Annotated in this window: 11 protein-coding genes; 6 read left to right on the top strand and 5 right to left on the bottom strand. The window is 64.3% G+C overall.

Annotated elements, in window-relative coordinates:
• Positions 1–8 precede the first annotated feature (8 nt).
• Positions 9–296, top strand: coding sequence for a DUF485 domain-containing protein (locus R3E77_03620; GenBank protein ID MEZ5498504.1), 288 nt, complete (start codon positions 9–11; stop codon positions 294–296).
• Positions 293–1,852, top strand: a complete 1,560-nt coding sequence (locus R3E77_03615; protein MEZ5498503.1) for a sodium/solute symporter — start codon at positions 293–295, stop codon at positions 1,850–1,852. Before R3E77_03620 ends, R3E77_03615 begins: the two co-directional genes overlap by 4 nt.
• On the opposite strand, the gene R3E77_03610 is transcribed toward R3E77_03615, so the two are convergent.
• The 5 genes from R3E77_03610 to R3E77_03590 all read right to left on the bottom strand — a co-directional run bounded on the left by R3E77_03610 (position 1,842) and on the right by R3E77_03590 (position 9,630).
• Positions 1,842–2,078 (bottom strand): zinc-finger domain-containing protein, encoded by a 237-nt coding sequence (locus R3E77_03610; protein MEZ5498502.1) that lies wholly within the window; start codon positions 2,076–2,078, stop codon positions 1,842–1,844. The genes R3E77_03615 and R3E77_03610 overlap by 11 nt on opposite strands.
• Complete coding sequence (glnE, locus tag R3E77_03605; protein ID MEZ5498501.1) at positions 2,078–4,927, bottom strand: bifunctional [glutamate--ammonia ligase]-adenylyl-L-tyrosine phosphorylase/[glutamate--ammonia-ligase] adenylyltransferase; 2,850 nt, start codon at positions 4,925–4,927, stop codon at positions 2,078–2,080. Before glnE ends, R3E77_03610 begins: the two co-directional genes overlap by 1 nt.
• Positions 4,928–6,922, bottom strand: a complete 1,995-nt coding sequence (locus tag R3E77_03600; GenBank protein MEZ5498500.1) for a hypothetical protein — start codon at positions 6,920–6,922, stop codon at positions 4,928–4,930.
• A 184-nt stretch (positions 6,923–7,106) separates the two neighbouring features.
• Entirely contained in the window at positions 7,107–8,981 is a 1,875-nt protein-coding gene (locus R3E77_03595; protein MEZ5498499.1) for a hypothetical protein, read from the bottom strand.
• A gap of 109 nt (positions 8,982–9,090) precedes the next feature.
• Positions 9,091–9,630 carry a Spy/CpxP family protein refolding chaperone gene (locus tag R3E77_03590; protein MEZ5498498.1) on the bottom strand — a complete coding sequence of 180 codons (540 nt, stop codon included), beginning with the start codon at positions 9,628–9,630 and terminating at the stop codon, positions 9,091–9,093.
• Between the two features lie 145 nt (positions 9,631–9,775).
• Here R3E77_03590 and R3E77_03585 point away from each other — a divergent pair, with 145 nt between their 5' ends.
• From R3E77_03585 to R3E77_03570, 4 genes are read left to right on the top strand one after another with little or no spacing between them, the layout of a single operon-like run.
• Positions 9,776–10,480 carry a response regulator transcription factor gene (locus R3E77_03585; protein MEZ5498497.1) on the top strand — a complete coding sequence of 235 codons (705 nt, stop codon included), beginning with the start codon at positions 9,776–9,778 and terminating at the stop codon, positions 10,478–10,480.
• Complete coding sequence (locus tag R3E77_03580; GenBank protein ID MEZ5498496.1) at positions 10,477–11,844, top strand: ATP-binding protein; 1,368 nt, start codon at positions 10,477–10,479, stop codon at positions 11,842–11,844. The genes R3E77_03585 and R3E77_03580 overlap by 4 nt, the downstream gene beginning before the upstream one ends.
• Entirely contained in the window at positions 11,841–12,545 is a 705-nt protein-coding gene (locus tag R3E77_03575; GenBank protein MEZ5498495.1) for an ABC transporter ATP-binding protein, read from the top strand. The genes R3E77_03580 and R3E77_03575 overlap by 4 nt, the downstream gene beginning before the upstream one ends.
• Entirely contained in the window at positions 12,542–14,008 is a 1,467-nt protein-coding gene (locus R3E77_03570; GenBank protein ID MEZ5498494.1) for an efflux RND transporter periplasmic adaptor subunit, read from the top strand. The genes R3E77_03575 and R3E77_03570 overlap by 4 nt, the downstream gene beginning before the upstream one ends.

The raw sequence follows: 14,008 nt of genomic DNA, 5'->3' as shown, positions 1-14,008 counted from the left end.
GTCAGACGGTGAATACCACAACTGCGGAATCGGCGCGGGAGCTGGCGCTACGGCGCTGGCGCATTGCGCTGTCTTTGAGTGCGATCGTCTTCGTCTGCTATTTCGGTTTTATCCTGATGATCGCCTTCCGGCGCGATACGCTCGCGGCGCTCCTCGCGCCCGGTCTCAGCCTCGGCATCGTCAGTGGTGCGCTCGTCATCGTGATTTCCTGGCTCACGACCTGGGTATATGTGCGCTGGGCCAACAATCACCATGACGCCGCAACTAACCGCCTGCGCGCGAAATCGCGCTCATGAGCAACAGTTCGCTGGCGCTCGGCGCGCCGAATGTTACCGCCGTTTCGTTCTTCCTGGGCTTCGTGCTGCTCACACTTGTCATTACCTGGTGGGCGGCTTCACGAACCCGCACGACGGAGGATTTCTTCGCCGCCGGCCGGCGCATCAGCGGCCGACAAAATGGCTTTGCGCTCGCCGGCGATTACATGAGCGCCGCGAGCTTTCTCGGTATCGCCGGCCTCGTTGCCACTTCGGGCTTCGACGGACTCATCTACTCGACCGGGTGGCTGGTCGGCTGGCCCATCGTCCTGTTTCTGATCGCAGAGCCATTGCGAAATCTCGGTCGCTACACGTTTGCCGACGTGCTGACCGTGCGCCTGCAACAGCGTCCTGTGCGTATCGCCGCTGCGATCAGTTCGCTCGCGGTCGTAGCCCTGTACCTGATCGCGCAAATGGTCGGTGCCGGCAACTTGATCAAGCTCATGTTCGGCCTGTCCTATGAATCGGCCATCGTGATCGTAGGTGCCGTGATGCTCGCCTATGTCCTGTTCGGCGGCATGATTGCCACGACCTGGGTACAGATCGTAAAAGCCGCGTTGCTGCTCGCCGGGGCGGCATTGCTCGCGCTGCTCGTGCTCGGGCAATTCGGCTTCGATCCACTGGCACTGTTCGATGCAGCCGCGACACGATACGGCGGCGAAGTGCTGGCGCCCGGCAAGCTGATCTCATCGCCCTGGGAAGCCGTGTCCCTGGGTCTTGCGCTGATGTTCGGCACGGCAGGACTGCCGCATATCCTGATGCGCTTCTACACCGTGCCCGATGCGCGCGCGGCCCGGCAGTCGGTTTTCTGGGCGACAGGCTTGATTGGATTCTTCTATTTGTTGACCTTCGTGCTCGGTTTCGGCGCGATGGTGCTCGTCGGCAAGGACGCGATCGTCGCGATCGACGCGGGTGGAAACATGGCGGCGCCGCTGTTGGCACAGGCGCTAGGCGGCACCGCCCTGCTCGGCTTCATCGCGGCCGTCGCATTCGCGACCATACTTGCCGTGGTCGCGGGGCTTACGCTGTCTGGCGCGGCGGCACTCTCCCACGACCTGTGGACCCATGTGATACGACATGGCAAGGCCGACGTCATGGAGCAATTGCGGATTGCGAGGATCGCAACCATCGTACTTGGTATCGCGGCGGTTGCGCTCGGTCTGTGGTTCAAGGGACAGAATGTCGCATTCATGGTCGGGCTTGCTTTCGCCGTGGCCGCCTCCGGCAATTTTCCGGCCCTGGTATTGGCGATCTTCTGGCGTGGCCTGACGACGGCGGGCGCCGTGGTAGCGATCGCGAGCGGCACTGTGCTCGCCTGCGCACTGATCCTGCTCTCACCTACGGTGCAGATCGACATATTGGGGCATGCCAGCGCACCGTTTCCACTGAAGAATCCGGCGCTCGTGTCGATGCCGGTGGCATTCGTGGTCGCGATTCTGGTATCGCTGCTGCGTCCGGAGAATGCTTCGGCTGCCGGCTTCGATGCGAGCCACGACCGCGCGCTACTCGGCGCCGAGGACTCCGGCATCAATCGGTGAGGACGTACTCCGCCCCGCAATAGGGGCAAACGGCGGCACCGGTCTCCTCGATCGGCAGATAGACCCGCGGGTGCGAATTCCACAGATACATCTGCGGCATCGGACAGGACAAAGGCAGGTCGGCGCGACGCACTTCGTACCGGGTCTGCGAATTGGCGGGTAGCTGCGGCTGTGGCTCGGCGCCCATGGTGGCGTGTGTCCTGAACGAGGGATTGACCGCAACCATTATAGAGGATCGTCCATGGTAGCCGTCCAGACGGCCGCAACGGCGTTGCGCTCCGCCGTGAATTCCTCGGCCGGTACCAAGGCAGGCAGATCATCGAGCGCCCGATGATGCACAACCGTGCGGAACCTCCGGTAGCAGGCCACCAGCACGTCAACGGTTTCCTGGGCTACGAGATTGCCTGAGGCGACCGACTCCAGCTGACGTATCGTGTCCGAGTACATGATTACCGGGGGCTGCTCCGCCGCCCAGCGCAGTGCGAAGTACTGCGCAAGGAATTCGATATCGGCGATACCGCCACGATCCTGCTTGAGGTCGAACTGCGCCGCACTGCCACGCGAGAGTTCGCTGCGCATGCGCTCGCGCATGTTGCGGACTTCCGCGCGCAGTGTGTCGCGCCGCACATCGTGCTGAAGCACATCGAGGCGCAGCGTCTCGAGTGCCGCGCGCAAATGCGGCGCCCCGGCCACTGCCCGTGCATGCAGAAGTGCCTGATGCTCCCAGGTCCAGGCTTCGCTGCGTTGGTATTCACGAAAAGCATCGATACTGGTGACCAGCATGCCGCCCTTGCCGGATGGCCGCAGTCGCATGTCGACCTCATAAAGGCGGCCCGCGCGCGTATGCACGGTAAGGATATGGACGATGCGCTGTGCAAGGCGCACGAAGAAGACCTGGTTGTCGACACTGCGGCGACCCTGCGTCTCCTGCTGCTCGCCCCGCGAGTCATGCACGAACACGAGATCGAGATCCGATGCGTAGGACAGTTCCATGCCGCCGAGCTTGCCGTAGCCGAGGGCGGCGACGGCCACTCCGCGCGCATGGCCTGCATCGGTGCAGCGAGGCACGCCGAGCTGCGCGGTAATCTGCTGCCACGCGAGACCCATGGCGGCTTCGACCAGGAGCTCCGCGACATCGGTCAAGCGATCGCTCACCCGCATGAGCGGCATGCGATTCTGCACATCGGCCGCGCCAATGCGAAATACCGCGGCGCGTTTGAACTCGCATAACGCTTCGATTTCCCGTTCCGGGTCCTCGCGATCGGCGCGTTGCAGGCGGCGTTCGAGGTCGGCAACGAGCTCGGCACGCTGCGGGACGCTTTCGAATAATCGCGCATCGATCAGTTCATCGAGCAACAGCGGGTGAGCGGCAATCTGCCCGGTGAGAAAATCGCCGCTCTGGCAAATGCTGATCAGCCGCGACCTTGCACCTTCGTTCTCGTTGAGCAATGCGAAATAGGACGAGCGCACGCCGATCGCTTCGATGATGCGCAATAGTCGACGCAACACGGTAACCGCATGCTCATCCGGCAAATCGTGGAGGCAATTGCTGATCAGCCGCTGCAGCCGGCGAAATCCTGTCTGGTCAAGGCGCCTGACCAGGTTGCCGCTCCGAAAATCGAGCAGCAGCTGTGCGGCTTCGGCCGACCCGGCCAGGCGACTCGGCTCCAGCGCCGCTTGCACGGTCGCGGCGGCGGCGTTCGCGTCCCAAAGTGGGCCCAGGTCCGCGCGCGGCAAATCCGGCGAGCGCTGTCGCTCCGGCCCGAAGAGCAGGGCATTGAAATGCCCGCCGACGATCCCACGCCAGTGTTCGAGCTGCGCGTGTAGCTCCGCGGCACTTGCATGGCCCATCGCGCGGGCGATACGCTCCTGTCCCTCATCGCTCTCCGGCAGCGTGTGCGTCTGTTCGTCGCGCCACATCTGCAGCCGGTTCTCGAGCTTTCGCAGGAAGACGTAGGCCCCCTGCAGCTCTTGCACGACATCCTGTGGCAGTAGCCGGCTGCCAGCGAGCAATGGCAGGGTCTGCAGCAACGATGGCCGTTGCAACTCGGGGTCCTGACCGCCGCGGATCAGCTGCATCGCCTGGACAATGAATTCGATTTCGCGAATCCCGCCGGGCCCGAGCTTCACGTGTTGCGCCAGATCGCGCCGTTCGACCTGGCGCTGAATCTGCAGTTTCATGTCGCGCAGGCTCTCGAAGACTCCGTAGTCGAGGTAGCGTCGGTAGACGAAAGGCCGCAATGTATTGCCGTACAGGTCGGCGAAGTAGTCCTGTCCCGTGATGGCGCGCGCCTTCACGTAGGCATAGCGTTCCCAGTCGCGGCCGTGACTTACCAGATAGTCTTCGAATGCCGAGAAACCGCAGGCGAGCGGACCGCTGTCGCCAAAGGGGCGCAGGCGCATATCGACCCTAAATACGATGCCCTCGGTCGTCGGTTGCGACAGGTAACGTATCAGCAGCTGGCCGAGACGAATGAAGAATTCGTCGTGACTTACTGGTCTCGTCGGATGATCGGTCTCGCCATATTCGGGGAACAGGAACACCAGATCGATGTCCGAGGAAAAATTGAGTTCGCCCCCGCCAAGCTTGCCCATGGCGAGCACAATGAGCGGCTGTGCTTCGGAGCCGGCAATGCGCGGCGTACCGTGGCGCTGACAACAGTATTGATAAGCCTTCCGGTAAGCGATTTCGATCGCCGCATCGGCGAACCCGCTCGTATCCGTGAGGGTCTCGTCGAGATCGGCGAGTGCGCCGAGGTCGCGCCAGGCGATGCGCACCATTTCACGGCGCCGCCACCGCCGCAGCCAATCCATGAATTCATCGTCCGTACAGGCGAGTGCCTCAGCGACGCTCATGCGCGTTTCGGCGAGGGCCGGCTGGCTGCGCTCGCGGGCCAGTAACGGTCCGCGCAGCAGGTCCGCCAGCAAGTCCCCATCGCGCTGCAACGATTCGCATATGAAGTCGCTCGACGGCAGAGCGCGGGCGAGCGAACTGGCGCAGAGCGGATCGGCGTCGGTCAATAGCGCAAGTTGCGCGCCGGAGAGTCGCGAAGCGAGAGTCTCCGCCGTCGCCACTTAGGGAATCAGGTCGAGTCCCGGCACCAATGTCGGTGTCGATGTGCCCGCCGCCGTCAGGCTGCCGTTGGCAAGTTGCTCGCCGGTGTTATCGCCCCAGGCATAAACCGAACCGTCACCCTGAACGGCGAGCGCGAATGAACTGCCACCGGCGCTGATGGTCCGGGCGTCGGTCATGACAAGTGCTGTGGCGAAGGTCGCGCGCGCGGTCGTGGTGCCGTCACCGAGAGAGCCGGCTTCATTGCTGCCCGCGCCCGCTACCGTGCCGTCGCTGCGCACGGCGAGCATGATCTTGTCCGTGGCCGCAGCATCGACCACATCGGGTAGGATACCGGCGGGAGCGGCAACGTCATTGGCCGGACTGCCGTCGCGGCCGAGCTGGCCATCGGAATTCTCACCCCAGGCATACAACGTGCGGCGCGAACTGATGGCCATGCTGCTCGTGGCATTGGCACGCACCGCGACGATGCCTGTCAGCCCGGTCGCAACGGGTGTGCGCGCCTGGCGCAAATTACCCGTACCGAGCTGACCAGAGGTATTTGCGCCCCAGGTGACGACGCTGCCGTCGGCAAGTAACGCGACAGCATGCAGACTGCCCGCGGCAACCGCCAGCGCGTTCGCGACGCCGCTGACCTGCACCGGCGTAACGGAACCCACGATCGTTCGATCGGCCACGCCCAACTGGCCGATACCATTCGTGCCCCAACTGTAAATCCGTCCGTCCGCGAGGACTGCGAGCGAAAAATCACCGCCGGCAGCGATAGCGACGGCAGCGGCAGGCAACGTCACTTCGCCTGGTGTCGGCGTCGTGACGGCCGTGCCATTGCCAAGTTGCCCAGAGGTGTTGCGTCCCCAGCTGAAAACCCGTCCATCGTCCAACAAGGCAAGCACATGTGCATTACCAGCGCTGACGGCCGTTACCACCGAGCCGGCCGGCATCGCGACCGTGACCGGTGTTTCGGTGGGTGTCAACGACGCACTGCCGTCCCCGAACTGGCCATCCTGATTGGCCCCCCAGGCCTTCAGGCTGCCATCTGCGATGAGTGCCACGGCGAATGCAGAAGCGTTGGTCGCCGTTTTGCTGGCAACGACTTCGACTGACCGCGCCGGCAGCGGATCGATTGGTCGCGATACTACGTTGAGCGTCGCCGCGGCACTGGTCGCAACACCGCGGACATTGGTGACGATGGCACGAAACTGCGCACCATCATCACTGGCTGCGGCTGCGCCCAGCAGATAGGTCGGCGCGGTGGCGCCGGCGATATCGGCGCCGTTGCGTTGCCACTGGTAGGTCAGTTCGCCACCTGTCGCGACGACGGCGAAAATGGCCGGTTCGCCAGTCGCGACAGTCTGCGATGCGGGCTCACCAGTCACCGCAGCTGGACCACGCACGGTAAGAACAGCCGCGTTGCTGATGACATTGCCTGCCGGGTTGGAAACGACCACCCTGAACTCGACTGCATCATCGGCGGCCACCGTCGCATCCGTCGTGTACGTGGCCGAGGTTGCGCCACTGATGCCAACACCATCGCGCAACCATTGGTAGGTGATGCTCTCACCACTGGCCGTCACACTGAATGTCGCTGTCGCTCCGGCATCCACCGCCTGCGCAGCAGGCTCCGCGGTGATGGTCGGTGGAGGATTGACCGTCAACGTCGCTTCGTCGCTGGTCGCGGTCCCCTTGGGATTGGTGACCACAACGCGAAAACGCGCTCCGGTGTCCGCCGCGGTGAGTACGCCGGTCGTATAGGTGGAAAGCGTAGCACCTGAAATATCGACGCCATCGCGCTGCCATTGGAAGGTCAGGGGCACGCCACCCTTTGCTCCGACTCGAAAGACCACGGTCTGGGTTTCAAAGCCGGCAAGATCTTCTGGCTGTTGGGTAATCTCCGGAGCGCCGGTCGGCGCGCTGCTCAGGCAGCCGGCCATCGGCAGTAGCACGGCCACGGCCAGCACAAAGCCCAGGGTCTTCCCATACGTCGCAAAGAGATTCATGCAGCCATTCCTGTTATTCGCGGGGGCCGCGCACGATGTGTCTTGATTGAGCGCCGGCGAGGCCTGCCATTCTAGCTGAAGACCATCGCCAGGGCGCTGCGGTTCCGCTGTGCGGCCGCATGGCTCAAAAAAAAGGCCCCGCACGGGGCGGGGCCAGGCATCGAATGGTGAATCCGAACGGCGGTTACTGGGAGCTGGCACCAAAGCGTCCGAATTTGGCCAGCATGCGCGCGCTCGCAAGCTCATTGGCTGCGGCGTCATACTCGCCGCTGCCAATCATTGCCTTCAACTTGTGTCCGTCGTTCAGGGCACGGGTCAGCGCGGCCGTGTAGTCCGCGAAGTCGCTGAAAATCTCGATGCGCCGGTTCACCTCGATTGCGTAGAGACCGCGCGAGTTCTCGCGGGCCACAATGCGTAGCGGCGCAGCCTGCGTGGCCAGATCGAGCAATCGATCGCCGACAACGATATGGTGGCGGGTGCCGAGCTCGCTGCTCATGGTGTCGAGGACAATTCCCGACACATCGACCGAAAGGAACGGCGTCGCGCTACCGGCATCCTGCCAGCTGATCGCAAGCAATGCCGGGATCTGCGGCAATGACACCAGGGTGCGTGCACGATAATCCGGCGCTGCGCTGCCAAAGGGTGTAACGAAGCCGAAAGCGCGCACCGCAGAGCCGACTTCAAGCGTGGCTGCAGCCGCCAGGTCCGTAGCGACCTGGTAGTCCGCAGGATCCGCATCCTCGGGCAAGGTGGCGCCGGTACCGGTGAAGTCCATCACGGCGGGGCGCAGTCGCCCTAGCGCGGCGAGCTCAACACGTACCTCGCCCGCATCGGCGGCAACCACCCGGCCGGCGAGCGGCGTCAGGTGCAGACGCACCCGCCCCGCAGTCGCATCGAGTACGGGAGCTGCAGGATCGCCGACGTCGAATTGACCGAAAGCATGAACCACCTGGCCAACCGAGATCGCAGCGGCGTCGAGAGTCCCGTCTGCAGCGCCATCCCTGGTGACGCCCGTGTCCGGACCCACCAGTACCGTGACATCCCGGCGCTGGAAGATCGCCGTACCATCACGGCGCAGCAATGTCCCGCCGCGCACCGTCAGGCGATCGCCGCTGCGGGCGATGACCGTGCCACGCAATGCGTCGACATCCGGTGCATCGACGCTGCTGCCTGCATGCACTCGCTCGGCCGTGAAACTGCGCTCGCTGATGGAGAGCGTTCCGAAGGCCGCTGTCGGCGTGCCAGCAGGTTTCGTTGCGAGCGCGCGCAGTCCCTCGCTGCCCGAGTAGGCGATGCCATCGATCTCGAAGGCAGTCGCGTCCGTTACATGAACCGTGAGTCGGCCATGACGCGCACTCGGGTGCCGAAACGGACGGACATCGATGGTGTACTCGAAAGCGCCCGGGTTGACATCGACCAGCGGCCCGCGCACCCGCCGCTCGCGGCCATCGATGGGCTCGACGCTTGCCACGAGGAAGGGCGAGACGGAAACCGCGACGGGATTCTGCGCCAGATCCGCGCTGTTGGAGGCCGCGAGATCGAAATCCAGCTCGAGCAGTGCCGGTCGCCCCGGCGCAATGACCAGCTGTTTGCGATTGTCGAGCTGGATGTCGAGGTCGAGCACGCCAAGCGGCGCGCCATTGGCGTCGACCGCAACGGCTGCCCGTGACTCGCCGCCGACGTCAACATTGATGTCCGCATTGCTGTAATCGAGCCGGATGGATCCGGCAACGTAACTGCCGTTCGGGACGGCGGCCGCGGATATCAGCTCGTTGACTGTTACGAGATCGGCGAAATCGACCCGCAGCCGGTTTGGCAAAGCTTCGACGGTTGCGCCATTGGCCTTGCGCAAGCTGAGCGACACGACATCGACCGTGTAGCTCAGGAAATCGCCATCTGCATCGGTCAAGCCGATCAGCAGTTCGCCACAGTTGCCTGCGTCGCAGCCGCTCGACGGCGCGGGCGTGTTGCCCGCCGAACCGCCGCCACCGCAGGCGGCGAGTACCAATGTGGCTGCGATCAGCAGCCAGGCACGTAATTTATGTCCAATAGAAGTCATGACCGGGTCTCCACGGTTGTGCTGTACCGTGAAGACAACGCCGGTCGACCGGAGCGGTTGACCTCGGCAGCCGAATTTTCGGCCGGTCAACCGCCCCGGGCATCACGCCTCAGCTGGCAGGAGGCGGCCCGCCGGCGGGCGGTGCCCCGTCACGCTGCTCGCGGCGCTTCTGCCATTTCGAGCGCCGCTCCTCGCGCTTCGCCTGCCACTCATCGCGCAGTTGCTGAGCTTTCGCTCGCTGCTCCGGCGTGAGTACCGCCCACACCTGGGCGCGTAGTTGACTCGAGTCGGTCACGAAACGGCGCGCCAGCTCGGCCGCTTCGCCGCTCACCGAGGCCACGACGGCGTTGTAGTCGGGGCTGTCGGGCGCCGTATCATGCAAGCGCTGCATGTTGTTGCGCAGCGCATCGCGCATCTGCTCCATATTCGGGCGTGCCGAGTCCATAAGCCCGCGAATCGACGTTTTCTGCTCGTCGCTCAGTTCGAGCTTGTCGCCGAGCCGCTCGAGCATCTGCGGGCCGAACATGCCGGGACCGCCGAAGAAATCGCCACCACCATGTCCGCCCGGACCGTGCTCGCGGGCAAATCCCACCGTCAGCGCGCCGATTGCGAGTGCTGCCACGGCGCCGATTACCAATTTGCGTTTCACAACAATGCTCCTCTCCAGAATCCGTATTGCCGATAGGGCATTTGTACCCAAAAGCGAGCGATCGTTCCCCAACTATCGTGCAAAGAATTGTCAAGCGCGAGTCAAGGTCGTGACATTGCCGGGAAGTCACGGCAGCATCGCTTTTGTGAATGAGCGCATTCTCATCATCGACGACGACACCGAGCTCGCGACCATGCTGCGTGAATTCCTGGAGCACGAAGGATTCGCCGTCAGCCACGCGGCCGATGGCTCGCTCGGCATGGACCAGATCGCTGCGTCGCGGCCGGACCTCGTCATACTCGATGTCATGCTGCCGGGCAGGGACGGCTTTACCGTGCTGCAGGCGCTTCGGGCGGGCGGTGCGGACGTGCCGGTCATCATGCTGACGGCCCGCGGCACGCCGGATGATCGAATCACCGGGCTCGAACTCGGCGCAGATGACTACCTCGCCAAACCCTTCGATCCGAGGGAACTGCTGTTGCGAATCCGCGCCGTACTGAAGCGCGCCGTTGCGGCGGATGGCGGCGAACCCGCCACGCTTGCCTGCGCCGATCTGCGCATCGAGCTGCGCGCAGGCCTCGTCACACGAGCTGGTGCACCCGTGGCGCTCACCCGGGCCGAGATGCAGGTGCTGGCGCAGCTTCTGCGCGCCGCGCCGGCAGAAATCACGCGCGAGGAACTGACGGCGCGCGCGCTTGGCCGGCCACTCGCTGCATTCGACCGCAGCATCGACACACATGTGAGCAATCTGCGGCGCAAGCTCGCCATGCGCGACGACGGCCCATACGGCATCGCCAGTATCCGCGGCAAAGGCTATATGTGGATCGACAGGTCCGGGATCACGCCGTGAGAAGCCTGTCGCTGCGCATATTCCTTGCATTGTGGCTTGCCATGCTGCTCATCGTGCTCGCCGCAGCGGGCATCATCGCCTGGAACGCCGCAGCGCGCGAAGATGCCGCACGCAGGCTGCCCAACCAGATGCTGCAGGCAGCCACCGCCGCCCTCGAGAGCGGCGGACGCAATGGCCTGCGCGCCTGGCTCGAGCAGCAGACGCAGCGACCGCGCAGCCCGCGCATCTATGTCATCGATGGCAGTGGCAGCGACCTGCTGGGACGTCCATTGCCGCCGCCATTGCGCGCCTGGCTGAGTGGCGTGCCGCGTGACATGCCGAGACGATTCGGCCGCGTCGAATACCGGCCGCCACGGCCCTTGCCCATCCTGGTCGGAACGGATCGCAGCGAGTATCAGCTGCTGATATTGCCGCCGCGCCGGCCATTCGCGGCATTGGCGCCAAGGGCCGAGGCTCGCCTCGCGTGGTTCGCGGCCGCCGTGCTCATAACAGCCATCGTGAGCCTGCTGCTGTCGCGGTCCATTACGCGGCCGATCGATGATTTGCGGCGTGTCAGCGAAGCGCTTGCGCAGGGCGATCTCACGGCCGGTCCAGGTCCGCGCAGCCTGGGGCGCCGCGATGCGCTCGGCGCACTGGCGGCAAGCTTTGCGCACATGGCCGAGCGTATCCGGGAATTGCTCGGCGCGCGCGAGCGCCTGCTGCGCGATGTCTCCCATGAGTTGCGCTCGCCGCTGACGCGCATGCGTCTCGCGATCGGTATTGCGCGCCAACCTGGCGCCGACCTGCAGACACAGCTCGCCCGCGTGGAGAAAGAAGCCGAACGCATGGATGAGCTCGTCGATCGGGTTCTGGCGCTGTCGCGGCTTGGCTCATCGAGCGAACCGGGGCTCGCATTCGAGACAGTGCAATTATCGTCACTGCTGCGCGAGATCGTTCGCGATGCCGGGCTCGAAGCCGGTGCCCGCACGCAGAGCTTGCATTTCGACGACGATGCCGCCACCGATCTCGAAGTGCGCGCCGATCCGCAGTGGCTCGCAAGCGCGATCGATAACGTGCTGCGCAATGCCATACGCCATGCACCGGTGGGCAGCCGCATCGACCTCGCCCTGCAGCGATCGGACGCAATGGCCCGGATCACGATAAGCGACCAGGGCCCAGGCGTTCCCGAGCAGGAATTGCAGAAGATTTTCGAGCCGTTCCACCGCGTCGCCGGCGCACGCGAACGCAGCAGTGGCGGCGAAGGAATCGGGCTTGCCATCACTGCAAGGGTCGTCGCGACCCATGGTGGGACCGTGAGTGCCGCCAATGCGAGCGAAGGCAGCGGCCTGATCGTAACCATCATGCTTCCCGCGGGTTCGCCGTGACTTCCTCCGGCGCGGAATTGCTCATCGACGCGCAGAACCTGCGCCGCGAATACCGCATGGGCAGCGCAACGGTCGTCGCCCTGCGCGATGTCAGTGTCGCTGTAATGCGTGGCGAGTATGTGGCAATCATGGGTCCATCCGGGTCCGGCAAATCGACTTTGATGAATGTAATCGGCTGTCTCGATACCCCCGACAGCGGCAGCTATCGATTGAACGGACAGGTTGTTTCCGAGATGTCCGACAGCGCCCTCGCCCAGGTTCGCAACCGCGAGATTGGATTCGTCTTCCAGTCCTTCGCCCTGCTGCCGCGCGCCAGCGCATTGCAGAACGTGGAACTGCCGCTCATTTACTCCCATGTGCCGCGTCGCGACCGGCGTCAGCGCGCCGCGGCGGCCTTGCAACGTGTCGGCCTTGGCGAACGCATGGCACATTTGCCCAACGAGTTGTCGGGCGGCCAGCGGCAAAGGGTCGCAATCGCGCGGGCACTCGTGACCGACCCGGCGCTGCTGCTCGCCGACGAGCCCACCGGCAACCTCGACACAGCGACCGGCATGGAGATACTCCGGCTGTTCGATGAGCTGCACGCCGCCGGCAATACTATTGTAATGGTGACGCACGAAGCGGAGGTTGCGCAGCGCTCCGGCCGGATCGTTGAATTGCGTGACGGCAGCGTGGTCTCAGACAGAAAGGTCGACAAATGATGACTAGACTCGCCATCACCCTGCCACTGATCGCAGCACTCCTGCTGTCCGCGGCCTGTGCGCGCAAGGACCCAGGGGGCGATGCATCGTCCTACACCGAAGTGGCAGTCGCGCGCCGCGACATTTCCGTGTCCGTGGAGGCAGCAGGTGTCATCGAGCCGCTGCGCACGGTCGAGGTCAAGTCGAAAGCCTCAGGTGAAATCCTCGAATTGAACGCGGATGTCGGCACGACGGTCGAGCGCGACGCCTTGCTCGTCAAGGTCGATCCGCGCACGCCGCGCAATCGTCTTGCGCAGTCGGAAGCGGAATTCAAGGCCGCCCAGGCGCGACTCGCCAATGCCGTTACCCAGCTCGGGCGCGCCAAGACCCTGCTTGCGAACAAGTGGATCAATCAGGCCGACTATGACAAGTTCGCGCTCGATCGCGCGACCGCGGAGGCAGACCTCGTCACCCAGCGAGTCAATGTCGAGAATGCGCGGATCGCGCTCGAGGACACGGAAGTTCGCGCGCCTGTCGCGGGAACGATTATCAGCAAGCGCGTCGAACGCGGCACGGTCATTTCCTCCCCGACCCAGGATGTCGGTGGCGGCACGCTGCTCCTGACCATGGCGAACCTGGACACGGTGCGGGTGCGCGTCAGGGTCGACGAAACCGACGTCGGCAAATTGCGGAGCGGGATCGCGGCATCGGTGACCGTCACCGCCTTTCCGGGGCGCAGCTTCGCCGGCAGCATCGAGATGATCGAACCGCAGGCAATCGTCGAGCAGAATGTCACCCAATTCGCCGTTCTCATCTCATTGCCCAACAAGGATGGGCTGTTGAAACCAGGCATGAACGTCGAGGCGAAATTCGATGTTGCCAAACGCAACGGCGTGTTGGCCGTGCCGGTGATGTCGTTGCGAACGGATTCGGATCTCGAGAGTACTGCCGGACTCCTCGGTATCGCGCCGGACGAGCTGCGTCAACAGCTCGACCGCGCCAGGGCAGAGCTTCGCGGCGAGGAATCCGCCCCCGCCGCAGCGCAACCGCAATTCATCGACATTGGTGGCCGTCGCGTCGAAATACCGGAGGGTACCGACCCCGATGCAGTGCGCCGTGCCATCGAAAAGCGCCGCTCGGGCGGCGAGCCCAGCGCCGAGGAACGGGCACTGCTGCGCGAAGTTTTCAGCCGGATGCGCGCATCGAGCGATGCCACGAGCGGTGAGCGTGGCAGCGCATTCAAACTCGGGCAGGGACTTTGGGTGGTCATCGACATCAAGGGCCAGCGCACTGCCCGCCCGGTCGAAGTCGGAGTGACCGATCTCGACTATGTCGAGATTTCGGCCGGACTGGCCGAAGGTGACAAAGTCCTGCAATTGCCCAGCACTTCGCTGCTCAAGGTCCAGGAGAATCTGCAGAACATGATGCAACGCCGCGGCGGCGGAGTGCCCGGCATCACGCCGCGCCCCGGCACGAGCCGCTGA

The organism is Steroidobacteraceae bacterium, from assembly GCA_041395505.1.
In the GTDB taxonomy this organism is placed as follows: Bacteria; Pseudomonadota; Gammaproteobacteria; order Steroidobacterales; family Steroidobacteraceae; genus JAWLAG01.
Note: the sequence above shows the minus strand (reverse complement) of the source record. Positions and strands in the feature narration are given on the sequence as shown.

Excerpts from the sequence above, each read along its gene's own strand:
- R3E77_03615 (MEZ5498503.1), top strand. The coding sequence starts at position 293 with ATGAGCAACAGTTCGCTGGCGCTCGGCGCGCCGAATGTTACCGCCGTT.
- R3E77_03610 (MEZ5498502.1), bottom strand. The coding sequence starts at position 2,078 with ATGGTTGCGGTCAATCCCTCGTTCAGGACACACGCCACCATGGGCGCC.
- R3E77_03600 (MEZ5498500.1), bottom strand. The coding sequence starts at position 6,922 with ATGAATCTCTTTGCGACGTATGGGAAGACCCTGGGCTTTGTGCTGGCC.
- R3E77_03595 (MEZ5498499.1), bottom strand. The coding sequence starts at position 8,981 with ATGACTTCTATTGGACATAAATTACGTGCCTGGCTGCTGATCGCAGCC.
- R3E77_03570 (MEZ5498494.1), top strand. The coding sequence starts at position 12,542 with ATGATGACTAGACTCGCCATCACCCTGCCACTGATCGCAGCACTCCTG.